The sequence below is a fragment of the Salmonella sp. SAL04202 genome, from assembly GCF_046550775.1.
GTDB lineage: Bacteria > Pseudomonadota > Gammaproteobacteria > Enterobacterales > Enterobacteriaceae > Salmonella > Salmonella enterica.
In genome coordinates this window covers 1-24,442 of sequence record NZ_JBGDXK010000009.1, presented here as the reverse complement: position 1 = coordinate 24,442, position 24,442 = coordinate 1, and the positions used below count along the sequence as shown (strand labels likewise).

Below are 24,442 nucleotides of genomic sequence, written 5' to 3'. Positions count from 1 at the left end.
CGTTAGTGTTCTCTGGTATCAAATGGTCCGGGCGGGACGGGATCGTCACCACCAGGGTGTAAAGGGTGGCATTTTAATACGCGTTTCACCGTCAACCAACTGCCTTTTATCACTCCAAACCTGCGCAATGCCTCAATTCCGTAGCTTGAGCACGTTGGCGTGAAACGACAATGCGGCCCAAGCAGCGGACTGATCAGGCGTTGATAGACCCGAATAAGGGCTATCAGGACCCGCGAGCCAGGCGACAGTGGCGGCGCCATAATTTTTCCAACGCTTCCGAGAGAGCACGGTTATCGAGGTCGGCAACCCCTTTTTTCGCCACCACCACGAAATCCATTGCAGGAAGTTCATGCTGGCGCAGACGGAAGCTTTCACGCGTCAGACGTTTAATCCGGTTGCGTTCATGCGCACGTCGAACATTTTTCTTGGCGACGGTAAGACCGATACGGGGATGCCCCAGCGAATTCAGGCGGCCGAGGATGGTGATTTGCGGCGTGCCAGCCCGTTGAGGTTGCTGGAAGACGAATGTGAAATGAGCGGGAGTTAACAAACGTAACTCCCTGGGAAATGCGAGCTTAACCACTCAGGGGTTAGCTTTATTACTTGGAAACGGTCAGACGAGCGCGGCCTTTAGCACGACGACGTGCCAGAACCTGACGACCATTTTTAGTAGCCATACGAGCACGGAAGCCGTGAGAACGGTTGCGCTTCAGTACAGACGGTTGAAAAGTGCGTTTCATGGCGATTTCTACCTAAACTTGAATAAATTCACTGACTTTTGCGTATACCCGAACAAACTTTGAACGACTTACGCCACAGTGTGGGTGATTAAAGAGGCCGGATTGTAATAATTGTACACTCCGGAGTCAATTCTCTTTCCTTATTTTCCCGCGATTTTCCACGCCTTTTTGTGCGGAAAATAAGCAGCGTTGACGCCATATGACGGGCATTGCGCGACGGGTGGAGAATTATACGGACTGCCAGGTAAAGCGCAAGGATCGCCCTGGATCTTTATGCGATCTTTTAGGCGTCTGCTCACCTTTACCTATTAATTTTTTCAATATGCGCGCGAAAGCGTACAGGAGTTCCCCAGGATCGATTACACTTATCCTTTCCTGGAAAGTCCTGTGGATAAATAGGGAAGAATCTGTGAGAAACAGAAGATCTCTTGCTCAGTTTAGGCTATGATCCGCGGTCCTGATCGTTTCAAACGATCCTGGTCAGGCATGAACACGAAATCTTTCAGACTGCGTGAAGTCGCGATCGTTTGAAAGATCCGTGAAAACCGCAGACAGCGGTTCGTGCGTCACCCTTCATGCAGGGTCTTATCGACGTGCGCCAACAATCATTAATGTATCAGCCTTTGTCATTTATCGACTTTTGTTCGAGTGGAGTCCGCCGTGTCACTTTCGCTTTGGCAGCAGTGTCTTGCCCGATTGCAGGATGAGTTACCAGCCACAGAATTCAGTATGTGGATACGCCCGTTGCAGGCGGAACTGAGCGATAACACGCTGGCTTTGTATGCGCCAAACCGTTTTGTGCTCGATTGGGTAAGAGATAAGTACCTCAACAATATCAATGGATTACTCAACACATTCTGCGGCGCGGATGCCCCACAACTGCGTTTTGAAGTGGGAATAAAGCCCGTTACGCAAACGCTAAAAACGCCTGTGCATAACGTTGTCGCGCCTGCGCAGACAACGACGGCGCAGCCGCAGCGCGTAGCGCCTGCGGCCCGTTCTGGCTGGGATAACGTACCAGCGCCGGCGGAGCCGACCTACCGCTCTAACGTCAATGTAAAACATACATTTGATAACTTCGTCGAAGGTAAATCCAACCAACTGGCGCGCGCGGCGGCACGTCAGGTGGCGGATAATCCTGGCGGCGCCTATAACCCCTTATTCCTCTATGGCGGCACCGGTCTGGGTAAAACTCACCTGCTGCACGCGGTGGGTAATGGCATTATGGCGCGCAAACCCAACGCGAAAGTCGTGTATATGCACTCCGAGCGCTTTGTGCAGGACATGGTAAAAGCCCTGCAAAATAACGCCATCGAAGAGTTTAAACGCTACTACCGCTCCGTTGACGCATTGCTGATCGACGATATTCAATTCTTCGCCAATAAAGAACGATCCCAGGAAGAGTTTTTCCACACCTTTAACGCTCTGCTGGAAGGCAATCAGCAGATCATTTTGACGTCGGATCGCTATCCGAAAGAGATCAACGGCGTTGAGGATCGCCTCAAGTCCCGCTTTGGTTGGGGGCTGACAGTGGCGATCGAACCGCCAGAACTGGAAACCCGCGTGGCGATCCTGATGAAAAAAGCGGACGAAAATGATATTCGTCTGCCAGGCGAGGTCGCGTTCTTTATCGCCAAGCGTCTACGCTCTAACGTACGTGAACTGGAAGGCGCGCTGAACCGGGTGATCGCCAATGCCAACTTTACCGGCCGGGCGATTACTATCGACTTTGTGCGCGAAGCGCTGCGCGATTTACTGGCGTTGCAGGAAAAACTGGTCACCATCGACAATATTCAGAAGACGGTGGCCGAGTATTACAAAATCAAAATTGCGGATCTGCTTTCTAAGCGTCGATCTCGCTCGGTAGCACGTCCGCGCCAGATGGCTATGGCGCTGGCAAAAGAGCTCACCAACCACAGTCTGCCGGAAATCGGCGATGCGTTTGGCGGGCGCGACCACACTACCGTACTTCATGCCTGTCGTAAAATTGAGCAACTGCGTGAAGAAAGCCACGATATCAAAGAAGATTTTTCGAATTTAATCAGAACATTGTCGTCGTGATCCTATGAAATTTACCGTTGAACGTGAACATTTATTAAAACCGCTTCAGCAGGTCAGCGGCCCGCTGGGCGGTCGTCCTACGCTGCCGATTCTCGGTAACCTGCTCCTCCAGGTAGCGGACGGTACGCTTTCTCTGACCGGCACCGATCTTGAAATGGAGATGGTCGCGCGCGTTACGCTTTCTCAGCCGCATGAGCCGGGCGCCACTACCGTGCCGGCGCGGAAATTCTTTGATATCTGCCGCGGCCTGCCGGAGGGCGCGGAGATTGCCGTTCAGTTGGAAGGCGATCGGATGCTGGTGCGTTCTGGCCGTAGCCGCTTCTCGCTGTCTACGCTGCCTGCCGCCGATTTCCCGAATCTTGACGACTGGCAAAGCGAAGTTGAATTTACGCTGCCGCAGGCCACGATGAAGCGCCTGATTGAAGCGACCCAGTTTTCGATGGCCCATCAGGATGTGCGCTACTACTTAAACGGTATGCTGTTTGAAACGGAAGGTAGCGAACTGCGTACTGTCGCGACCGACGGCCACCGTCTGGCGGTGTGTTCAATGCCGCTGGAAGCGTCTTTACCCAGCCACTCGGTGATTGTGCCGCGTAAAGGCGTGATTGAACTGATGCGTATGCTCGACGGCGGTGAAAACCCGCTGCGCGTGCAGATCGGCAGTAATAATATCCGCGCGCACGTCGGCGACTTTATCTTTACCTCGAAGCTGGTGGATGGTCGTTTCCCGGATTACCGTCGCGTATTGCCGAAGAATCCGGATAAACATCTGGAAGCGGGCTGCGATATCCTCAAGCAGGCGTTTGCCCGCGCGGCAATCCTCTCGAATGAGAAATTCCGCGGCGTGCGTCTGTACGTCAGTGAGAATCAGCTCAAAATCACCGCCAATAACCCGGAACAGGAAGAAGCGGAAGAGATTCTGGACGTGAGCTACGGCGGGACGGAGATGGAAATCGGCTTTAACGTTAGCTATGTGCTGGACGTGCTCAATGCGCTGAAGTGCGAGACCGTGCGCATTATGCTGACGGATTCCGTATCCAGCGTACAGATTGAGGATGCGGCGTCACAGTCGGCTGCCTATGTTGTTATGCCAATGAGGCTGTAGAATCTGAAAAGGGGCTGGTTTACTTGCCATTTCGCCTCCCGGCAGTGCTCGAAATGCTCACGTACTTCGTGTACGCTCCGCTTTCTGCGCGCTGGCGGTAGACGAACTGGCTGCGACACACACGCCCCTGGACGAATGTACTAATATATGTCACTGACGCGCCTTTTAATCAAAGACTTCCGCAACATAGAAAATGCGGATCTCGCTTTATCCCCCGGCTTTAATTTCCTGGTTGGCGCCAACGGTAGCGGCAAAACCAGCGTGCTGGAAGCTATCTATACGCTTGGCCACGGTCGGGCGTTTCGCAGTTTGCAGCCTGGCCGCGTGATTCGTCATGAGCAGGAAGCGTTTGTTCTTCACGGGCGATTACAGGGCGAAGAGCGTGAGACGTCGATTGGCTTAACCAAAGATAAGCAGGGCGACAGCAAAGTCCGTATCGATGGTACCGACGGTCACAAGATCGCGGAGCTGGCGCATTTAATGCCGATGCAGTTGATTACGCCGGAGGGGTTTACTTTACTCAACGGCGGCCCCAAATACAGAAGAGCGTTCCTTGACTGGGGATGCTTTCACAACGAAGCCGGATTCTTCACCGCCTGGAGCAACCTGAAACGATTGCTGAAACAGCGTAATGCTGCGCTGCGCCAGGTGAGTCGTTATGAGCAATTGCGCCCGTGGGATAAAGAGCTGATTCCGCTGGCGGAACAAATTAGTACCTGGCGGGCGGAGTACAGTAGCGCTATCGCACAGGACATGGCGGATACCTGTCAGCAGTTTTTACCTGAATTTTCCCTGACGTTCTCTTTCCAGCGCGGCTGGGAGAAAGAGACAGACTATGCGGACGTGCTGGAGCGAAGCTTTGAGCGTGACCGTATGTTGACCTACACCGCGTACGGGCCGCATAAAGCGGACTTTCGCATTCGCGCTGACGGCGCGCCGGTGGAAGATACCCTGTCGCGCGGGCAGCTAAAGTTATTGATGTGCGCCTTACGTCTGGCGCAGGGCGAGTTCCTCACCCGCGAAAGCGGGCGGCGCTGCCTGTACCTGATAGATGATTTTGCCTCTGAACTTGACGATGCGCGTCGCGGACTGCTGGCCAGCCGCTTAAAAGCCACGCAATCGCAGGTCTTTGTCAGCGCAATTAGCGCTGAACACGTTATAGACATGTCGGATGAAAATTCGAAGATGTTTACCGTGGAAAAGGGTAAAATAACGGATTAACCCAAGATTAAATGAGCGAGAAACGTTGATGTCGAATTCTTATGACTCCTCCAGTATCAAAGTCCTGAAAGGGCTGGATGCGGTGCGTAAGCGCCCGGGTATGTATATCGGCGACACGGATGACGGCACCGGTCTGCACCACATGGTATTCGAGGTGGTAGATAACGCTATCGACGAAGCGCTCGCGGGTCACTGTAAAGATATCGTCGTGACTATTCACGCCGATAATTCCGTGTCCGTAACGGATGATGGCCGTGGCATTCCGACCGGGATTCACCCGGAAGAAGGCGTCTCGGCGGCGGAAGTGATCATGACCGTTCTGCACGCGGGCGGTAAATTTGACGATAACTCCTATAAAGTCTCCGGCGGTCTGCACGGCGTGGGCGTCTCGGTAGTCAACGCTCTGTCGCAAAAACTGGAACTGGTTATCCAGCGAGATGGCAAAATTCACCGTCAGATCTACGAGCACGGCGTGCCGCAGGCACCCCTGGCCGTCACTGGCGATACCGATAAAACCGGCACGATGGTACGTTTCTGGCCGAGCCACGAAACCTTCACCAACGTCACTGAATTTGAATATGAGATCCTGGCGAAACGCCTGCGTGAACTGTCATTCCTGAACTCAGGCGTCTCCATCCGCCTGCGCGACAAGCGCGATGGCAAAGAAGATCATTTCCACTACGAAGGCGGCATCAAGGCGTTTGTTGAATATCTGAACAAGAATAAAACGCCGATCCACCCGAATATCTTCTATTTCTCCACCGAAAAAGACGGTATCGGCGTGGAAGTAGCGCTGCAGTGGAACGATGGTTTCCAGGAAAACATCTACTGCTTTACCAACAACATTCCGCAGCGCGACGGCGGTACTCACCTTGCAGGCTTCCGTGCGGCGATGACCCGTACGCTGAACGCCTACATGGACAAAGAAGGCTACAGCAAAAAAGCCAAAGTCAGCGCCACCGGCGACGATGCCCGTGAAGGTCTGATTGCGGTGGTTTCCGTGAAGGTGCCGGACCCGAAATTCTCCTCGCAGACCAAAGATAAGCTGGTCTCTTCCGAGGTGAAATCGGCGGTAGAACAGCAGATGAACGAACTGCTGAGCGAATACCTGCTGGAAAACCCATCTGACGCGAAAATCGTCGTCGGCAAAATTATCGACGCCGCGCGTGCGCGTGAAGCGGCGCGTCGCGCCCGTGAAATGACCCGTCGTAAAGGCGCGCTGGATTTAGCCGGTCTGCCGGGCAAACTGGCGGACTGTCAGGAACGCGACCCGGCGCTGTCCGAACTGTACCTGGTGGAAGGGGACTCCGCGGGCGGCTCTGCGAAGCAGGGGCGTAACCGTAAAAACCAGGCGATTCTGCCGCTGAAAGGTAAAATCCTCAACGTCGAGAAAGCGCGCTTCGACAAGATGCTCTCCTCTCAGGAAGTGGCGACTCTGATCACCGCGCTGGGCTGCGGTATCGGTCGCGACGAGTACAACCCGGACAAGCTGCGCTATCACAGCATCATCATCATGACCGATGCGGACGTCGACGGCTCGCACATCCGTACGCTGCTGTTGACCTTCTTCTATCGTCAGATGCCGGAAATCGTCGAGCGCGGCCACGTCTACATTGCGCAGCCGCCGCTGTACAAAGTCAAGAAAGGCAAGCAGGAACAGTACATTAAAGACGACGAAGCGATGGATCAGTACCAGATTTCCATCGCGCTTGACGGTGCGACTCTGCACGCGAACGCTCATGCGCCGGCGCTATCCGGCGAAGCGTTAGAAAAACTGGTCTCTGAATATAACGCCACGCAGAAAATGATTGGTCGTATGGAGCGTCGCTTCCCGAAAGCGCTGCTCAAAGAGCTGGTGTATCAGCCAACTCTGACCGAAGCCGATCTTTCTGATGAGCAGACTGTAACGCGCTGGGTGAATGCGCTGATTACCGAGCTGAATGAGAAAGAGCAGCACGGCAGTCAGTGGAAGTTCGATGTTCATACTAATACGGAACAGAATCTGTTCGAGCCGATCGTTCGCGTGCGTACGCATGGCGTGGATACCGATTATCCGTTGGATCACGAGTTTGTGACCGGCGCGGAATATCGTCGTATCTGCACGCTGGGCGAGAAGCTGCGCGGTCTGATTGAAGAGGACGCGTTTATCGAACGCGGCGAGCGTCGCCAGCCGGTAACCAGCTTCGAGCAGGCGCTGGAGTGGCTGGTGAAAGAATCACGTCGCGGTCTGGCTATCCAGCGTTATAAAGGTCTGGGTGAAATGAACCCGGATCAGCTGTGGGAAACCACCATGGACCCGGAAAGCCGCCGTATGCTGCGCGTGACCGTCAAAGATGCGATTGCTGCCGACCAGCTGTTCACCACGCTGATGGGTGATGCCGTTGAGCCGCGTCGTGCCTTTATTGAAGAGAACGCCCTGAAAGCAGCGAATATTGATATTTAATATTCCCGCGTAATCTCTCCCTTATATAAGGGAGAGATTTAGTCTGTAGGTTGAGGGGAGCGATTCCCAACATTTAACAGCGCCTGGAAGGTTTGTCAGCAGTCTGAGATTTAGTAACGCATCGGGGGTAGTGAGTGCAATATAATGACGTATCCAATACCAAGAATTATAGCCACTACAAGTATCGTTAAAATTAATATTTCTAATAATTTGTTCATAATATATCCTTGATGTATTTTCCATTGTTTAGCATTAAAGATACTTTGTTGGTTGGATAGAGTATTTACTCCGCCATCCGACAAGGTAAGGCTGACATAGAATGCCTGAATACATTCAGGCATTCTTTATTATTAGTAGCGCATCGCCGGTAAAGAATTCATGATAATAATATAGCCAATTGCCTGGAAGGGCGCAGTGATAACATCGCCAATAATAGAGAATGGCATTAATAAAACCTTAGCCGAGAAATGCTTCTTATCACGTGTGAAATTTATTTTATGGGAAGATTTTAGTAATATTTCATTTTCATTATCGGCATCTTTGGGTTGGATTTTTCCTGCTAACGTAAAATAAAAAGGACTGCCAGGATCGTTTTCATGTACATAAAATGCTTCTCTGACTTTTGATTTTTCTTCTTCCGTCAAAGACTTATAACTGTATCTAATATCTGAAGGGCGGACGCAATGAAACTCATTTTGTTTGTTCCCTTTTTTACTATCGGTAGAACAGTAAAGCTGTTTGGAAAATTCGATAATTCTTTTATCGATATGAGGATTATTCAGTAAAGTGACGAAATTTCTGGTTGTTGTGTTGATATTATCATCTTTTATATCAAGTTGATAATTATTGTCTTCACCAACAAATGTCCACGTTTTCTCTCCGTTTGTAGTCGTTGATGGTTTGATACTTTTTATTTCATCTGTTTTCCAGACTTCTGTCGTGGGTGCGCTTTCCGTTTTTATAGTATCGAGTAAAGATGACGTCATACAACCGCTTAAAAAATAACTCATGGCAATGGCTGATATTATTTTAATTATTTTCATGAATGTATTCCTTACATGTCATATTCGTTATTATTACCACGCCGCTAATTTTATTGCTATTTTTTCTATCTGCGCTTTCTTACCGGTGTGCCGTTTAATCGAAAGCTGTGTTATTTTTATTTTTTTCAGAGAGTACTAACGGTAATTGTCATCAAATTATTCATTCCTCAAATGGTTTAACGGGACACTCAGTCTCTTTTTCTTCTATAGACGGTGAGTTTCCCAATAACCTCCTTTATTTTTCTGTATGTTATTGCCTGATAAATCGGTCAATGCACAATAGAAGCAACCATTGTAAAGACCGTTAAACTCCTCATCATGTCGGACAAAAGAGGAATCCTTTTTCCAGAGTTTATCCCCCTTTATCCCTGACTCTTTTGCTGTTTTTTGAGCGGAATCGCGTTAGCATGAGTCAGGACTCATTTAATGCGGGGATTTCATGGCTATCAAACTTATTGCTATCGACATGGATGGCACCCTTCTGCTGCCCGATCACACCATTTCTCCGGCGGTTAAAAACGCGATTGCCGCTGCGCGTGAAAAAGGGGTAAATGTGGTGCTGACCACAGGCCGTCCGTATGCGGGTGTGCACAGTTACCTGAAAGAACTTCACATGGAACAGCCCGGCGATTATTGCATCACCTATAACGGGGCGCTGGTGCAGAAAGCAGGGGACGGCAGTACGGTTGCACAAACGGCGCTCAGCTATGATGACTACCGTTACCTGGAAAAACTGTCCCGTGAGGTGGGTTCTCACTTCCACGCATTAGACCGAAATACGCTTTATACCGCTAACCGCGATATCAGCTACTACACGGTGCATGAGTCGTATGTGGCGACCATTCCGCTGGTATTTTGTGAAGCGGAGAAGATGGACCCGAACACCCAGTTCCTGAAAGTTATGATGATCGATGAGCCTGCCGTTCTCGACCGGGCGATTGCGCGTATACCGGCAGAGGTGAAGGAAAAGTATACCGTGCTGAAAAGTGCGCCGTACTTCCTTGAAATCCTCGATAAACGGGTTAATAAAGGCACTGGCGTAAAATCACTGGCCGAGGCGCTGGGTATTAAACCAGAGGAGGTGATGGCGATTGGCGATCAGGAAAACGACATTGCGATGATCGAATACGCCGGTATGGGCGTGGCAATGGACAACGCCATTCCGTCGGTCAAAGAGGTGGCTAACTTTGTGACTAAATCGAACCTTGAAGATGGTGTTGCTTGGGCGATTGAACAACATGTTCTGTCCTGATTCACTCCGGCCCGATCGCCGTCGGGCCGATAGTTCCACTCATGAAGCCAATGCCTTGCAACAAAAACGTTGTAGAAAATAGTTTTTTATTTCAAAAGATTAATCCGCACAGAAATCCCGCCCACCAGGCGACGATTACTATATTCTCCCTCCTCCTTTCGAGCTGGCGGCGCTTCTCGCCAGAATAAACGCTTCATCATTATGAAAAAACGCTCCCTTTTGCTGTTGGCGCTGCCCGCTATGGCTTTTTCTACCTGGGCGGCTACCAGCCCCCCGGCGAACCTGTCGCCGGTTTATAGCTATCAGGATGACGCCCCATCTGCTGCCACACCGCCAGTGGCGACAACGCCGGTGGCAAAGCCTGCCAGTACATCAGTGTTGCCTTTTCTGGGTGATGAAGCCCGAAAGCGTGGCTATGAGCTTCCCGATCCATTTGGCCTCAATATCAACTATATGAATATTGGGCAGAATATTAACGTTGATAGCATCAACTTTAATGGCCTGGCTTTAGGTCCCAACGGGGGAATTCCATTAGATAACGCATTTAAAATTAACGTCGGTAATACCCGTGAAAAGAGCAAGACCGAAACGGTCAAGCTGGATGCCTGGCTGCTGCCATTTATGAATGTGTACGGCCTGGTGGGCTATACCGATGGTCATTCCGTTTCGCAAATTGGTGTTGGGTTGATGACGAAAAATGGCCACGTTTTTCATCCCGCCGATCTGCAAAACCTCAAGTTTAAACTCGACTTTAAAGGCACTACCTATGGCATCGGCACCACGCTGGTCGGCGGCGTAGGTAACTGGTTTACCGCTGTTGATGCTAACTACACCCAGACACAGTTCGATATTCTTGATGGCAGCATCGACGCCTTTACCGTCTCACCTCGCGTTGGTTACCGTTTTACCACCCCGGGTATAGATAAGATGCATCTGCCGTCGGGCAAGCTAAACGTCTGGGTCGGCAGCATGTATCAGGATGTGCAGCAGGAGTTTAAAGGCAGCCTCGACGACCTGACCATGCCGTCAGCGACGCTACAAAGGCTGGTGAGTATGGCTAACTATAACAATAACGGCCGCTTTGACGTCAAACAGCATCTACAATCACCGTGGAACATGCTGCTGGGCGCTCAGTATGAAATAACCCGCCATTTCAACGTTACCACCGAGTTTGGCTTTGCCGAGCGCAATAGCTTCTTTGTGGCCGGTGAGTACCGCTTTTGAACCGCTGCCATTGCCGACTGTTGCTTTGCGTCGCCGGTGTGCTGTCCGGCGTGGCGCAGGCGGCGCTGCCCAGCCGCAGTCAGGTGGACGGCTGGCTACAACAAATGGGGGATAGCGATACTTACGATGCCGCCAAAGGCGTCAACTGGGGAGTAATGCCCGGGCCATTTTATACCCCTGAACTGGGGCTGGGCATCGGCACCGCCATCGTCGGTATGTATCGCCCCGATCCTGCCGATAAGGTTAGCCAGGTATCCACGCTGTCGCTGAGCGGCTATTTCAGCTCCACAGGCGCTTTTGGCGTAAGCCTGCAAAATTACGCTTTTTTCGCGCAAGATCGCTGGCGTTTCTTCCTCACTGGCGCATTGAGCGACACGCCCACTTACTATTGGGGACAGGGTTTTGCCGCCGGTGATAAAGACAGCCATAAGCAGGCCTATACTGCGCAGGTGCTGGATCTGCAACCCATGCTGTATCGTCGGCTGGTCAACAATATCTATCTTGGCGTTGGCTGGACGCTGGATATACAGCACGCCGCGCAAATTGATGAGACCGATCCGCCCAAAATTCAAAGTACAGCGCAGGGCTGTTCTTCACTGAGTAACGGCGGTAGCGTTGAGATTAGCTGGGATGATCGTGATTTTATACCTAACCCACGCAAAGGGCAGTATGCCACCCTTCGCTATACCCACTTCGCACCGGACGTCGGTAGCGATACGCGGTTTGATGAATACCAACTGCACTATAGTCGTTACCATGCCGTCAATGATAAAGATGTGCTGGCCTGGGAAACGGACGGCGCCTTTACTCAGGGTGATGTGCCGTGGAATATGCTGCCGCTGCTGGGCAGTAACCATCGTATGCGCGGCTATTATGAAGGGCGCTATCGCGATAAAAATGCTATCAGCGGTCAGCTGGAATATCGCCATAAGCTGAGCTGGCGACATGGCGTTGTCGGTTGGGTGGGCGCGGGCACCATGGGATCGTCTTTGCACCATCTGGATGACGGGCGATGGCTGCCTTCTGCGGGCGTGGGCTATCGCTTTGAGTTCAAGCCGCGCGTCAACGTGCGGCTGGATTACGGCGTGGGCAAAGCTAGCAGCGGTTTTTATTTTCAGGTAGGAGAAGCATTTTGAGGTCCGTCGTTCGGGTTATCTTTCTGGCGCTGCTGTTTCTGGCGGGGAGCGCCCGCGCCGCCTTACCACTGACGCTCTATCTGTCCTCTCTCCCAATGCCAGTTGCCAGTGAAGCCTGGCCGACGATGCCGCCGCAGCCGCTGCCAAAGGGGTTGCGTCCGTGTTGCGCTTTTGGTTACGACCTGCATGCCGAGCTGCTGGGACTGCCGGTTCCGTTCTATCAGTTAAATAACGTCGTGACGGTGGACTCGCTGGGGCATCATCAGTACAACGACCATCTGTACTCGGGCGTGGCAAACCTGATTGGCCTTAGCGGTGAGAATAACGGTATTGTGTATACCTTGCGTGGCGGATTCATCGACACCGCACATGTGCGGGATACCGCTGATATGACAGTGTATATCTTCAGCCAACTACTACCAAAGCTGGGGCAGGCTTTTACGCTGAATCTGGGCGAGGAGCTGGCCGAACGGCGTCTGGTTTTTACTGCTTTTACCCCTCCGGTCGATGCACGCGAGCGTTACACGCTGGCCGCCTGGCTGTCGGCGCATCTGGCGTTCCAGGTGGCGGAGTGGCACGAAATCGCCCAATGGTACGGTTTCGAGTCTGTTCGCGGATTTTCTGAGGGAGTATCGGCCTTTTCGCCGGAAGATCTCTATTCTAACCTCGCGGGTGCCCGTCTGGCGGCGTCTTTAATTGTCGGCGGCCAGACGAAAACGCAAGAGATGTACAACACGGCGATGGAAACTGCGCTGCGGCAAGCGCTGACGCAGCTGGCAGCGCAGCCGACGCAGATCACCCGTTTTCAGTTTGATATGCTTGATGGCCGTTGGTGGAACAGCCAGCGGCGGGTACCGGAAAAATATCTGGTGCTGCATCGTAATTATCAGATGGGCGATGACCGCCTGCCGACCGCCATTCCTGGCGAGATAATGCCGCTATTGCCGCTGAGCTTGCCCCATCGCTGGCGCGGTATCCAGCTTAGCACGCTGGCGCAACTACAATTGTGGCCCAGCGAGGATATGGCGCAGCTACCGCCTCCCGCGCACTATTACAGCGAAAAAGATTTTGCCGCCCTGGCGGAGCAGGCACGGCTACAGGACGAAAAAACACAGAATCATTAAACAGGCAGTAGCCGTAGGCTAGTTCCCTCTTATACCCTCGGCGTACTGTTTTATGTCCTGATAACTGGTGATGTGAAACGCGTCGTTTGGCGAGCCGGAAGCTATTATGGCGAAGGATGACCGGCTATCCATGCGTCGAGCGCCGTCACTCCCTGCGTCACGATAGTTTTAATATCTATATCGCTAAGCGGTTGCAATTCCAGCTCCCGACAGGCTTCGGTTGCCTGCGTCATCCCCAGGCTGGCGCAGCCGCTTTTTAATTTATGCGCCAGCCGCTTAATGTTAACGTCGTCATTCATGGCGCGCGCCGCCTCGATCTCCTCGACTAAAGGCAGCGCGCTGTCTTTGAATAACGCGACCCATTGCCGGAGTTTTTCCGGGCCGACAGACGCCATATCGCCGGCAAGCTGATGTTCATTCAGCATCGCCCGCGCGTTGTGAGATTTGCCCTGTAAATAGTGCGCTATCATGCGGTAAAGCTCCTCGCGGGGAACGGGCTTTTGAATAATCCCGCAGAAAAGACCGGCGGTACGCTGACGAAGATTATCGTCTATCACATGCGCGCTAAAACCAATGCGTTTCATGGCGGGATACTGACTCATCAACTGCTGCGCCAGGGTTAAGCCGTCATAATCCGGTAAATCAAAATCCACCAGCGCCACATCAAAGGACTCGCCTTCGGCTAAACAGCGTAGCGCGTCATTCGCGCTTTCAGCTACTGAGACCTTCCCCCCTTTACCCGTGAGCATTTCAGCGGTAATACGCTGCGTTAGCATATTATCTTCAATCAGCAACAGGCGTAGTCCGTTAAGATTTATCGGTTCCCTGAACGCATTTTTGCTTGCGGGTTTGGGGTGGCGAACCGGCAGTTGTAAGCGAAAACAACTGCCAACATGAAGCGTACTGGTGACGGTTAGCGTCCCGCCCATCGCCTCTGCCAGGCTGGCGCTGATAGCCAGCCCCAGGCCCGTCCCGCCCCGGCGTCCAGTCGCCTGCACAAACGGTTTGAAAATAGCCGTCAGCTTTGCTTCAGGGATACCGCATCCGGTATCTTCAACCTCAATAAACCAGCTCTGATCGTCGCAAAACGTGCGCAGCACTATGCTGCCGCGATCGGTAAATTTCGCCGCATTACTTAAAAGATTAATCACAATTTGACGTATCCGGCGCGGATCGCCTTGTAGCGTGGAAGGGAGTTGCTCGCTAAAGTCGGTGATGAGCGCCACCTGCACGCGGCTGTGCATTAAATGCAGCGCGCTATTCAACAATTGTCGCGGTTCAAACGGTTCCTCGCTAATGGAAACGTTGGTGCCGCCTACTTCAATCGCTGAGTAATCAAGAATATCGTTAAGAATCGCCAGTAGCGATTCGCCTGAATCATTAATGGCCTGTAAATCGTCGCGGTAGTTTGCCATGAGCGGTTTATCGGCCAGCAATTGTACCGTACCGAGAATGCCGTAAAGTGGCGTGCGAATTTCATGGCTCATGGCGGCAAGGAACGTCGATTTCGCCTCGTTGGCCTTTTCCGCTTCGGCGCGCGCCTGCCGGTGTTCCAGCACCAGCGCATGAAGCTCCGCCGTTTGCGAACGCACCTGTTCCGCCAAATCCTCACGATGGCGGTTCAATTTGCGCACGTTGGCGCGAAACGCTTCCATCAGACGGCTGATGGTATCCAGTTCGCTGACGCCAGCCGCCTCCGGAAACGGTGAGTCAATATCGCCCTCCAGTAGCCGCTGTAAGGCCTGCGTTTGTTGCGCCAGCGGGCGGGATACGGAACGGTAAACCACTCGCCAAAGAATAAAACTTAATGAGCACAGCGCCAGGATGCCTAAGATCACTAACCCTATTTGCCCACGCTGACTGGCGTGTGTAAGACGCGCTAACCCAGCCTCGTTTCGTTTTTCGATGGCGTTCACCAACTGCGACACTTCCGTACTGAAGCGGGTAAACTGAAAGAGGTTATTGGCCATAAGCGTTTGAAGCTGATCGCGGATGGCGTTTTCCTTACGAAACAGGGTAACCAGCGTGGTGTACTGGTTTATTTTCTCCAGCGCGTCGGCGATTTGGGCGCGAACGGTAGGATCTTCTATACGCTGCTGGCGGCGGGATAAAATTTTAACCAACTGATTAAGTTTTTCATCGGTTTCCTCGGCATCGCTCAGCCCTTGCGCGTCTTTTAAGGTCACAATGAGCTGCTTAAACCGCAGGGCATTGACCCGCAACTCATTCATCTGATTCACATACTCAAGGTCGATATCAATCAGTCGGTCAAGCGCGCGTTCAGCCTGATCCCCTTTACCGCTTTCGATAAGATCGTAAATACCGGCCTGGGTGGCGCCCGCAGATGTCGCGGCATTATTGGCCTGGCCGTGAGCCTGGGCGGCAATGCTTTCCGCCGCCTCCGCAATCTGGCGGCTTAACTGCTGTTGCTGTGCGCGCAGCGTGAGAATTTCACCGACCAGCGTTCCCTGTTGCCCAAGCGTTTGCGCAATCTCTTTTTCTTGCCGGGCGATGGCCGAGGTATTAAATCCCTGCTCGCTTAATGCCTGCAAAAGATGGTTAATTTTAAGGCTTTGCGCTTTCAGCATCTTCCCCTGCGCCAGCCAAACGCCCTCACTGTCGGCATTGGTCAGATTTTGCGCGGAAAAGAGCTCGTAAGCGCTGGCTTCGCTTAACTGCCTGGCCATATTCATCGTGGGGAGCAGCGCTTGCGTATTGGTTTGCTCCACCTGACTAATGACGCGCAGGCTTATCCAGCCGATCACGGTGCTGAGCAGAGTGAGTGCCGCCATCAGGGCGAAGGCCAGCCATAATCTGCGGGTCAGTGAAGGCGTTGACATTTATGCGCCGCGGGTGAAATGGGTTGAGTTGCCGCCGGAAAAACCATTAGGATAAAACCTTGTTGCTGGTGGGGCTATCATGCGCGCGCTTATTTCGTTCTTTTTTTTGATAATCATCGTCTCGAATGTAGAAACGGCGTCAGCCGAAACCGGACTGCTACACTGGACGCGCGCCGATCGGGCGATTCCCTGGCGGCAAACGTCAGTCAATGCGAGTAAACCCTGGAAACTGTGCGCATTATACCCCAGCCTGAAAGATTCTTACTGGTTGTCCGTCAACTACGGGATGCAAAAAGCGGCCAAATTGTATGGCGTTGATTTAAAAGTGCTGGAAGCGAATGGCTATCGGCAACTGGCGACGCAACAACAGCAAATGATGCAGTGCCGGGAGTGGGGTGCCGACGCTATTCTGCTTGGCAGCAGTACCATTCGTTTCCCGGAACTGGAACGGTATGCCGGTAATGTGCCGGTTATTGAAGTGGCGAACGTGATACGCGACGCTAGCGTGGCAACTCACGTCGGTCTGCCGTGGTTTCAGATGGGTTATCTGCCGGGACGTTTCCTGGTGCAGTGGAGCAAAGGAAAAACGCTCAACGTTTTACTCTTCCCGGGGCCGGAGGAAGCTGGCGGCAGTCAGGAGATGGCGGCGGGTTTTCGTCAGGCAATTAAAGGCAGCGCCATCAACATTGTGGATATCGCCTGGGGCGATAACGACATTGAAGTGCAGCGAAACTTACTCCAGGAAATGCTGGAACGCCATCCGGACGCCAATGTGGTCGCCGGGTCGGCGATAGCGGCGGAGGCGGCGATGGGCGAAGGGCGAAATTTGACGACTCCGCTCACGATCGTCTCATTTTATCTGACGCATCAGGTTTATCGCGGTTTAAAACGCGGCCATATCCTGATGGCGCTCAGCGATCAGATGGCCTGGCAGGGAGAATTAGCGATAACGCAGTCGATTAAGGTCTTACAGGGGCAACCGGTGCCTGAAAATATCAGCCCGCCGGTACTTATTTTGACGCATAACAACGCCGACAGCGCGCGCGTTCGCCGTTCGCTATCGCCTCCGGGATTTCGGCCCGTCTATCTGTATCAATACACCTCCGAGGCTAAAAAATAGCCTTCGCCATGCTGTGTGACCAGCAGTTCCGGCGTAATTTTATGGCGTAAGCGGCGAACCAGGACATCAATCGTGCGGAGATCCGGAGTCTCTACGCGGCGGGCGGAAAGCATTCGCAGCAGGCGTTCGCGATGCAGCACTTTGCCTGGGTTGGTCACAAAGGCCAGCAGTAACTCGTACTCCGCGCGCGTAAGCTTAATGGCTTCACCATTGTGCTCCAGCGTGTGATTCATCACGTTCAGGCAGTAACCGGAAAACATATAGCAGTTTTCACTGGCATTTTGCGGCGTGGGGCGGGCCAGATCGATGCGCCACAAAAGATTTTTCACCCGTACTACCAGCTCGCGCAGTTCCAGCGGCTTGGTGACGTAGTCGTCCGCGCCCATCTCCAGTCCGACGATGCGGTCTATTTGGTCGCAACGCCCCGTCACCAGAATAATGCCCACCGTGGAACGTTCGCGTAGCGCCCTGGTCAGCATCAACCCGTTTTCATCGGGGAGGTTGATATCCAGCAGGATCAGCGAAACGTGCTCATGCTCCATGATGTCGCGCAGGCCCGCGCCGCTGTCGGTCACCGAAACGCGATACCCCTCCTGCTCAAAATAGGCCTGTAATCTGGCCTGAGTAACAGGTTCATCCTCAACAATAACAATGTGATGTGACATCCTGCGCGCGGTCTCTTTCTGTTCATATCTGTTCATATATTGCCGTATCCCGTTCATCCTGACCAGTGACGCTGTTCATATTTGCGGAATAAGATCTGCGCATTAAACCATATAATTACAGGGGCTATTATGCGAAAACTCTGGAGAGCGCTACTCAGGCCAAGCGCCCGTTGGTCGATACTGGCGCTGGTCATTGTCGGGATTGTGATCGGCGTTGCGCTGATCGTGTTACCTCACGTCGGTATCAAACTGACCAGTACGACAGAGTTTTGCGTCAGCTGCCATAGTATGCAGCCGGTGTATCAGGAATATAAACAGTCCGTACATTTCCAGAACGCTTCCGGCGTACGCGCGGAATGCCACGATTGCCATATCCCCCCTGATATTCCAGGCATGGTGAAACGTAAGCTGGAAGCCAGCAACGATCTTTACCAGACATTTATCGCCCACTCGATTGATACCCCGGAAAAATTTGAAGCCAAACGCGCCGAGCTTGCCGAGCGTGAATGGGCGCGCATGAAAGAGAATAACTCCGCGACCTGTCGTTCCTGCCATAACTACGATGCGATGGATCACGCGAAACAGAACCCGGAAGCGGCGCGGCAAATGAAAATCGCCGCGAAAGAAAATCAGTCCTGCATCGACTGCCATAAAGGGATTGCCCACCAGCTACCGGATATGAGCAGCGGTTTCCGCAAACAGTTTGATGAACTGCGCGCCAGCGCCAGTACGCATAATGACGGCGATACGCTCTATTCGCTGGATATCAAGCCGATTTACGCCGCTAAAGGCGATAAAGAACCGGCAGGTTCGCTGTTACCTGCTTCTGAAGTGAAAGTCCTTAAACGGGACGGTGACTGGCTGCAAGTGCAAATCGAAGGCTGGACGGAGACGGACGGTCGCCAGCGCGTGCTGACGCAGTTGCCCGGTAAACGTATTTTTGTCGCCTCGATTCGCGGCGATGTGCAACAGCATGTGAAAACGCTGGAAGAGACCACCGTCGCGGCGACCAATACTCAGTGGAGCAAATTACAGGCAACTGCGTGGATGCAAAAAGGCGACATGGTAAATGACATTAAACCGATTTGGGCCTATGCCGACTCCCTCTATAACGGCACCTGTAATCAGTGTCACGGCGCGCCGGACAAAGCGCACTTTGACGCTAACGGCTGGATCGGCACGCTCAACGGCATGATCGGTTTCACCAGTCTGGATAAGCGTGAAGAACGTACCTTGTTGAAATATCTCCAGATGAATGCGTCTGATACCACCAACACGCCGCACAGCGATAAGGGAGAAAACAATGAAAAATAAGGACACGCTACACGTCTCTCGTCGACGTTTTCTGGCGCAGCTTGGCGGTTTGACGGTGGCAGGAATGCTGGGGCCGTCACTGCTGACGCCCCGTAGCGCCCGCGCAGCGGATGCCGTTGCGCCAGGCGCCGCGACGAAAGAGGGTATCCTTACCGGCTCTCACTGGGGGGCGATTCGCGCCACGGTGGTTGACGGTCGATTTGTGGCGGCAAAACCGTTTGAACAGGATAAATACCCGTCCAAAATGATTGCTGGTCTGCCCGATCACGTCCACAACGCGGCGCGTATCCGTTATCCGATGGTGCGTGTCGACTGGATGCGCAAAGGTCATCAAAGCGACACCTCGCAGCGCGGCGATAATCGTTTTGTGCGCGTCTCCTGGGATGAAGCGCTGGATCTGTTCTATCAGGAACTGGAGCGGGTGCAAAAAACCTACGGGCCGAGCGCGCTACTGACGGCGAGCGGCTGGCAATCTACCGGCATGTTCCATAATGCCTCCGGGATGCTGGCGCGCGCGATTGCGCTACATGGCAATAGCGTCAGCACGGGAGGGGACTATTCGACCGGCGCGGCGCAGGTGATTTTGCCGCGTGTGGTGGGTTCAATGGAAGTGTACGAGCAGCAAACGTCATGGCCTCTGGTTTTACAGAACAGTAAAACGATTGTGCTATGGGGTTCTGATATGGTGAAAAACCAGCAGGCAAACTGGTGGTGCCCGGATCACGATGTCTATCAGTACTATGAACAATTAAAAGAGAAAGTTGCCAGCGGCGCTATCTCGGTCATCAGCATCGACCCGGTCGTCACCTCCACGCACGATTATCTGGGGCGCGATAAGGTCAAACATATCGCCATTAACCCGCAGACGGATGTCCCGTTACAACTGGCGCTGGCGCATACCCTGTACAGCGAGAAACTGTACGATAAAAATTTCCTCGATAACTACTGCGTCGGTTTTGACCAGTTCCTCCCCTATTTGCTGGGCGAGAAAGATGGACAGCCCAAAGATGCCGCTTGGGCGGAAAAACTGTGCGGTATTGACGCCGACACCATCCGCGCGTTGGCGCGGCAGATGGCGGGCGACAGAACGCAAATCATCGCTGGCTGGTGCGTACAACGTATGCAGCATGGCGAACAGTGGTCATGGATGGTCGTCGTGCTGGCGGCAATGCTGGGCCAGATTGGTTTACCGGGCGGCGGCTTTGGTTTTGGCTGGCACTACAACGGCGCCGGGACGCCTGGCCGTAAAGGGATCATTTTAAGCGGCTTTTCCGGTTCGACGACCGTTCCGCCAGTGCACGACAGCACGGATTACAAAGGCTACAGCAGCACCATTCCTATTGCGCGTTTTATGGATGCCATCCTTGAACCGGGCAAGGTCATTAACTGGAACGGCAAATCGGTTAAATTACCGCCGCTGAAGATGTGCGTGTTCGCCGGAACCAACCCGTTCCACCGACACCAACAAATTAACCGCATAATTGAAGGCTGGCGCAAGCTGGAAACGGTCATCGCTATTGATAACCAGTGGACGTCGACCTGCCGCTTTGCGGATATCGTTTTGCCGGCTACCACCCAATTTGAGCGTAACGACCTCGATCAGTTCGGCAACCACTCTAACCGCGGCATTATCGCCATGAAACAGGTGGTGTCGCCGCAGTTTGAAGCGCGTAACGACTTTGATATTTTCCGCGATCTCTGCCGACGCTTTAACCGTGAAGCGGCATTCACGGAAGGTCTTGATGAAATGGGCTGGCTGAAACGCATCTGGCAGGAAGGGAGCCAGCAGGGAAAAGGTCGCGGTATCCACTTACCGACTTTCGAGGTGTTCTGGAATCAACAGGAGTACATCGAGTTTGATCATCCGCAGATGTTTGTGCGCCATCAGGCTTTCCGTGAAGATCCGGACCTGGAGCCGTTGGGCACGCCAAGCGGTTTGATCGAGATTTACTCTAAAACGATCGCCGACATGCAATACGACGATTGTCAGGGCCATCCCATGTGGTTCGAAAAAATCGAACGCTCGCATGGCGGGCCGGGATCGCAGCGCTGGCCGCTGCACTTACAGTCCGTCCACCCTGATTTCCGTCTGCATTCCCAACTGTGCGAGTCGGAAACGCTGCGTCAGCAATATGCCGTTGGCGGCAAGGAGCCGGTCTTTATTAACCCACAGGATGCCAGCGCGCGCGGGATCCGCAACGGTGACATCGTGCGGGTATTCAATGCACGCGGGCAGGTACTGGCGGGAGCGGTAGTTTCCGATCGCTATGCGCCGGGCGTGGCGCGAATTCATGAAGGCGCCTGGTACGATCCTGATAAAGGCGGCGATCTCAACGCGTTATGTAAGTACGGCAACCCTAACGTATTAACGCTGGATATCGGTACATCACAGCTCGCGCAGGCGACCAGCGCGCATACGACGCTGGTGGAAATTGAAAAATATACCGGCCCTATGGATAACGTCACGGCGTTTAACGGTCCGGTCGAGATGGTCGCGCAGTGTGAATATGTACCCGCATCGCAGGGGAATCCGCATGATTAAGCAGCCAGCGCTTGCTCAGGAACAGTACGCCTGCGTATATGCATGGCTGGCGTTACTCTTTTTCCGGGAAGTTGATGATGAAGGGTTAATACAATTACAGTCCGCGGAAATCGCGGACTGGCTGGCGCTGTTAAAGCGTCAGCCTGCGCTGGCGGCGTCGGTGGCGTTACTCGAACAAAAAATTGCCGCGCTTAGCCTGCGCCAGGATGCGCAGCTGGAGCTGGCCGCAGATTTTTGCGGATTGTTCCTGATGACGGATAAAAAATCGGCGTTGCCCTACGCCTCGCAATACCCGCAGCAGGAACCCGGCATGATTAAACATTTATTGCTTGAAGCCGGGATGGAAGTCAACGACGATTTTAAAGAGCCGACCGACCACCTGGCGATTTATCTGGAATTACTCAGCCATTTACATTTTTCATTGGGTGAATCGTTCCAACAACGGAGAATGAATAAATTACGCCAGAAAACATTGTCGTCATTACTGGAATGGCTTCCGGAATTTACAAATAATTGCCTTAAGCATGATCCCTATGGTTTTTATGCTGCGTTAAGTCAATTATTGTTGGCTATCGTTCGTTTTGATGACGGAAAAGAGGATTTATCCATTGTTGCGGTTGAATAAACCCTGTGACGGGCATCGCAAAATAAATCTTACGATAGTCGGGGGTTATCATATCTATAGGTTTAGCCAATTGTAATTATTGATACCAATCAATATCCATGATGGGTTTGTATTTAGTATTGACGGGCCTCATGAGTAAAAAAATAAAATTTAATTAATCATGCCGCAATACCCCATAAGGATAGTGATATGAAAAAAATTACCCTCTATGCGACAACGGTTATCACCGTTGGGCTGTTATGTTATTTAGGTTTGTCCGGGTATGTATGGTATTACGACAAACAGCGCAGTAAAAAAAGCGATGTGCAGGCCTCGGTTGTGGGTGAAAATAATAAAATACTGGGTTATTTCAGGGAGAAAGGATGTGATTATTGTCATACGCCTTCCGCTGAATTACCTTTTTATTCCTCTTTTCCGGTGGCAAAGCAGCTAATGGATTACGATATCCAGCTTGGCTACAAATCGTTTAACCTGGAGGCGGTACGGGCCGCCCTGATTGCGGATACGCCGGTGCCGCAAAGCGAACTGAATAAAATTGAATGGGTTATGCAACATCAGACTATGCCGCCAACCCGCTATGTCGCGCTGCACTGGGCGGGGGGCGTCAGCGATAAAGAGCGTACTGACATCCTGAACTGGATAGCCGATCAGCGTGAGCGCAACTATGCCAGCGCCGATACCGACCCCGCGCACCGGAATGAACCCGTTCAGCCTATTCCGCGCAATATTCCCGTCGATGCGAAAAAAGTCGACTTAGGTTTCCGCCTTTATCATGATGAACGTTTATCCGGCGACAGCACAATATCCTGTGCGCATTGTCACGCGTTAAATGCAGGCGGTGTCGATGGCAGAAAAACCTCAATTGGCGTTGGCGGTGCGGTAGGACCAATAAATGCGCCGACGGTATTCAACTCCGTATTTAATATCGAACAATTTTGGGATGGCCGTGCTGCAACCCTGCAGGAGCAAGCAGGCGGACCGCCGTTAAATCCTATTGAAATGGCTTCTAAATCCTGGGATGAAATTATTAGCAAGCTTGATAAAGATCCTGTCTTGAAAAAAGATTTCCAGGCGGTTTATCCGCAAGGATTTACCGGGGAAAATATTACTGATGCGATCGCCGAATTCGAAAAAACGTTGATAACGCCGGATTCCGCTTTTGATAAATGGCTACGTGGAGATGAAAATGCGCTGACCGCGCAACAGAAACACGGTTATCAATTATTTAAAGAGAATAAATGTGCAACCTGTCACGGCGGTATCATTTTAGGCGGGCGCTCTTTTGAACCATTGGGATTAAAGCGAGACTTTAATTTTGGCGAAATTACCGCAGCGGATATTGGTCGTATGAACGTCACCAAAGAGGTTCGCGATAAATTACGGCAAAAAGTCCCGGGCTTACGCAACGTCGCGTTAACAGCGCCTTATTTCCATCGGGGCGACGTACCGACGCTGGATGGCGCGGTAAAACTGATGCTGCGTTATCAGGTTGGCACCGATCTGCCGCAAAACGATATTGACGATATCGTCGCCTTCCTGGAAAGCCTGACCGGTGTTTATACGCCATATCAACCTGAATATGCGCAATGACAATGATGCTTGAAGCCAGAGATCTGTACTGCGAGCGGGACGAGAGGACGCTGTTTCGCGGGCTGTCGTTCACCGTGGAGGCCGGGGAGTGGGTGCAGGTCACCGGCGGCAACGGCGCCGGAAAAACCACCCTGCTGCGCCTGCTGACCGGGCTGGCGCGCCCGGACGGCGGCGAGGTGTACTGGCAGGGCGAGCCCCTGCGCCGCGTGCGCGACAGCTTCCATCGCAGCCTGCTGTGGATAGGGCACCAGCCGGGGATCAAAACCCGCCTGACGGCGCGGGAGAACCTGCACTTCTTCCACCCCGGCGACGGCGCGCGCCTCCCGGAGGCGCTGGCGCAGGCCGGGCTGGCGGGATTTGAGGACGTGCCGGTCGCCCGGCTCTCGGCCGGGCAGCA

20 protein-coding genes are annotated in these 24,442 nt (G+C 52.8%); 14 read left to right on the top strand and 6 right to left on the bottom strand.

The window, feature by feature from the left end; all coding sequences use genetic code 11:
• Positions 1–2 precede the first annotated feature (2 nt).
• Genes yidD through rpmH form a run of 3 tightly spaced genes read right to left on the bottom strand, consistent with a single transcriptional unit; the run spans position 3 to position 740 of the window.
• The gene (yidD, locus tag ACLJQJ_RS22280) at positions 3–260 is read right to left on the bottom strand and encodes a membrane protein insertion efficiency factor YidD (protein WP_001307474.1); all 258 of its coding nucleotides are present in this window, start codon (positions 258–260) and stop codon (positions 3–5) included.
• Positions 224–583: a ribonuclease P protein component gene (gene rnpA / locus ACLJQJ_RS22275; RefSeq protein ID WP_000239725.1), complete on the bottom strand. Its 360-nt coding sequence runs from the start codon at positions 581–583 to the stop codon at positions 224–226. The genes yidD and rnpA overlap by 37 nt, the downstream gene beginning before the upstream one ends.
• A gap of 16 nt (positions 584–599) precedes the next feature.
• Positions 600–740, bottom strand: a complete 141-nt coding sequence (gene rpmH / locus ACLJQJ_RS22270) for a 50S ribosomal protein L34 (RefSeq protein ID WP_000831330.1) — start codon at positions 738–740, stop codon at positions 600–602.
• A gap of 660 nt (positions 741–1,400) precedes the next feature.
• Here rpmH and dnaA point away from each other — a divergent pair.
• The 4 genes from dnaA (at position 1,401) to gyrB (ending at position 7,570) form a co-directional block, all read left to right on the top strand.
• On the top strand, positions 1,401–2,801 hold the full coding sequence (gene dnaA, locus ACLJQJ_RS22265; RefSeq protein WP_410967694.1) for a chromosomal replication initiator protein DnaA: 1,401 nt from the start codon (positions 1,401–1,403) through the stop codon (positions 2,799–2,801).
• A gap of 4 nt (positions 2,802–2,805) precedes the next feature.
• Positions 2,806–3,906, top strand: coding sequence for a DNA polymerase III subunit beta (gene dnaN, locus ACLJQJ_RS22260; RefSeq protein WP_000673474.1), 1,101 nt, complete (start codon positions 2,806–2,808; stop codon positions 3,904–3,906).
• A 147-nt stretch (positions 3,907–4,053) separates the two neighbouring features.
• Positions 4,054–5,127 carry a DNA replication/repair protein RecF gene (recF, locus tag ACLJQJ_RS22255; RefSeq protein WP_031605939.1) on the top strand — a complete coding sequence of 358 codons (1,074 nt, stop codon included), beginning with the start codon at positions 4,054–4,056 and terminating at the stop codon, positions 5,125–5,127.
• A gap of 28 nt (positions 5,128–5,155) precedes the next feature.
• Positions 5,156–7,570 (top strand): DNA topoisomerase (ATP-hydrolyzing) subunit B, encoded by a 2,415-nt coding sequence (gene gyrB / locus ACLJQJ_RS22250; protein ID WP_000072047.1) that lies wholly within the window; start codon positions 5,156–5,158, stop codon positions 7,568–7,570.
• Between the two features lie 350 nt (positions 7,571–7,920).
• Here gyrB and ACLJQJ_RS22245 read toward each other — a convergent pair whose 3' ends face one another.
• Positions 7,921–8,613, bottom strand: a complete 693-nt coding sequence (locus tag ACLJQJ_RS22245) for a hypothetical protein (RefSeq protein WP_063809466.1) — start codon at positions 8,611–8,613, stop codon at positions 7,921–7,923.
• Between the two features lie 439 nt (positions 8,614–9,052).
• On the opposite strand from ACLJQJ_RS22245, the gene yidA reads away from it, so the two are divergent.
• The 4 genes from yidA (at position 9,053) to ACLJQJ_RS22225 (ending at position 13,349) form a co-directional block, all read left to right on the top strand.
• Positions 9,053–9,865, top strand: a complete 813-nt coding sequence (yidA, locus tag ACLJQJ_RS22240) for a sugar-phosphatase (protein ID WP_000985571.1) — start codon at positions 9,053–9,055, stop codon at positions 9,863–9,865.
• A 201-nt stretch (positions 9,866–10,066) separates the two neighbouring features.
• Entirely contained in the window at positions 10,067–11,089 is a 1,023-nt protein-coding gene (locus ACLJQJ_RS22235) for a hypothetical protein (protein WP_063809468.1), read from the top strand.
• Entirely contained in the window at positions 11,086–12,225 is a 1,140-nt protein-coding gene (locus tag ACLJQJ_RS22230) for a BamA/TamA family outer membrane protein (RefSeq protein ID WP_023138228.1), read from the top strand. Before ACLJQJ_RS22235 ends, ACLJQJ_RS22230 begins: the two co-directional genes overlap by 4 nt.
• Entirely contained in the window at positions 12,222–13,349 is a 1,128-nt protein-coding gene (locus ACLJQJ_RS22225; RefSeq protein WP_001258175.1) for a DUF4056 domain-containing protein, read from the top strand. Before ACLJQJ_RS22230 ends, ACLJQJ_RS22225 begins: the two co-directional genes overlap by 4 nt.
• Before the next feature lie 104 nt (positions 13,350–13,453).
• On the opposite strand, the gene torS is transcribed toward ACLJQJ_RS22225, so the two are convergent.
• Positions 13,454–16,189: a TMAO reductase system sensor histidine kinase/response regulator TorS gene (torS, locus tag ACLJQJ_RS22220; protein WP_063809470.1), complete on the bottom strand. Its 2,736-nt coding sequence runs from the start codon at positions 16,187–16,189 to the stop codon at positions 13,454–13,456.
• 79 nt (positions 16,190–16,268) lie between these two features.
• Here torS and torT point away from each other — a divergent pair, with 79 nt between their 5' ends.
• Positions 16,269–17,309, top strand: a complete 1,041-nt coding sequence (torT, locus tag ACLJQJ_RS22215) for a TMAO reductase system periplasmic protein TorT (RefSeq protein WP_001202039.1) — start codon at positions 16,269–16,271, stop codon at positions 17,307–17,309.
• On the opposite strand, the gene torR is transcribed toward torT, so the two are convergent.
• Positions 17,282–17,974, bottom strand: a complete 693-nt coding sequence (gene torR / locus ACLJQJ_RS22210; RefSeq protein WP_001562512.1) for a two-component system response regulator TorR — start codon at positions 17,972–17,974, stop codon at positions 17,282–17,284. The two genes, torT and torR, sit on opposite strands and share 28 nt — an antisense overlap.
• Positions 17,975–18,103: 129 nt before the next feature.
• Here torR and torC point away from each other — a divergent pair, with 129 nt between their 5' ends.
• From torC to ccmA, 5 genes are all read left to right on the top strand, one after another.
• A complete protein-coding gene (gene torC, locus ACLJQJ_RS22205) occupies positions 18,104–19,288 on the top strand; it encodes a pentaheme c-type cytochrome TorC (RefSeq protein WP_001230255.1) in 1,185 nt (394 codons plus the stop codon).
• Entirely contained in the window at positions 19,278–21,830 is a 2,553-nt protein-coding gene (torA, locus tag ACLJQJ_RS22200; protein WP_000790689.1) for a trimethylamine-N-oxide reductase TorA, read from the top strand. Before torC ends, torA begins: the two co-directional genes overlap by 11 nt.
• Positions 21,823–22,455: a molecular chaperone TorD gene (gene torD, locus ACLJQJ_RS22195; protein WP_000595422.1), complete on the top strand. Its 633-nt coding sequence runs from the start codon at positions 21,823–21,825 to the stop codon at positions 22,453–22,455. The genes torA and torD overlap by 8 nt, the downstream gene beginning before the upstream one ends.
• Before the next feature lie 189 nt (positions 22,456–22,644).
• Positions 22,645–24,045, top strand: a complete 1,401-nt coding sequence (locus ACLJQJ_RS22190) for a cytochrome-c peroxidase (RefSeq protein WP_000724476.1) — start codon at positions 22,645–22,647, stop codon at positions 24,043–24,045.
• Positions 24,046–24,050: 5 nt separating this feature from the next.
• Positions 24,051–24,442 (top strand): heme ABC exporter ATP-binding protein CcmA (ccmA, locus tag ACLJQJ_RS22185; RefSeq protein WP_198870183.1); only part of this gene is annotated, 392 nt, incomplete at its 3' end.